Consider the following 1,013-nt stretch of genomic DNA (forward strand, 5'->3'; position numbering starts at 1 on the left):
ATTATCTTTCAATGGTCAAGCTGGGTTGCATCCGATTGTTTTACAAGAGGTTATGCAATTAAGGGACACAGCCTAATGCCGGTGCCAATATCATTATTGTCGATGTCGATCGTAACGAGCAGACCGAAAAAGAGATTGCGGCGTACGGCGTAAGCTGCGAAACCATTCAGTTCGATCTCGCCGATTTCGACCATTATTCCGGGCTGGTCGACACCGTTATCAGCAAATACGGCAAGGTCGATATTCTGGTCAATAACGCGGGGATCCAGCGCCGCCATCCTTCTGTCGATTTCCCCAAAGCCGACTGGGATTTAGTGCAGGCGATTAACCAGAATGCCGTCTTCTTTATGTGCCAGGCTTTCGGCCGCCATATGATTGAAAACGGCTACGGCAAAATCGTTAATATCGCTTCGCTGCTCTCATTCCAGGGCGGTTTCACCATCCCGGCTTATACCGCAGCAAAATCTGCCGTGATGGGCTTCTCCAAATCTCTTTCCAACGAGTGGGCATCGAAAGGGGTAAATGTAAACTGCATCGCGCCGGGCTATATCGCCACGGAAATGAATACCGCCCTGATGAACGATGAAGTACGCAATCGGCAAATTATGGAACGTATTCCTGCGGGTCGCTGGGGGAAACCACAGGATCTGGGTGGCGCAGCGGTGTTCCTCGCATCGTCAGCGTCGGATTACATCAACGGCCACGCCATTGTTGTCGATGGTGGCTGGATGGGCCGTTAACACGCTCTGCGTTACCTACTCTACCCGCGGTATTCCGGTCATCGTCTATAGGTGATCGGGATGGCGGAAATAAAAAGATGTGCCGTTTACATCTGTATTTTCTCTACGCAGAGCGGCGCGTTTTACTCATTAAAATAATAAAGGGAGACGGGTTATGCCCCTCATATATGTTGCTTTAGGCGTTGCTTTACTTCTGTTCTTAGATAGTGTCGTCACGAGGATAAAAATCATTGATAATAGGGCCTTCTAATCAGAAGGCCCTATTATCATGAC

The 1,013-nt window shown here is 49.3% G+C and carries 1 protein-coding gene; it reads left to right on the forward strand.

The annotated features are described in order from the left end of the window. The first annotated feature begins 134 nt into the window (after positions 1–134). A complete protein-coding gene (locus tag ACSZPU_RS25905; protein ID WP_499004483.1) occupies positions 135–740 on the forward strand; it encodes an SDR family oxidoreductase in 606 nt (201 codons plus the stop codon). Positions 741–1,013: the final 273 nt, after the last annotated feature.

Origin of the sequence: Phytobacter sp. V69 (assembly GCF_965644215.1) — a bacterium.
Classification (GTDB): Bacteria; Pseudomonadota; Gammaproteobacteria; order Enterobacterales; family Enterobacteriaceae; genus Phytobacter.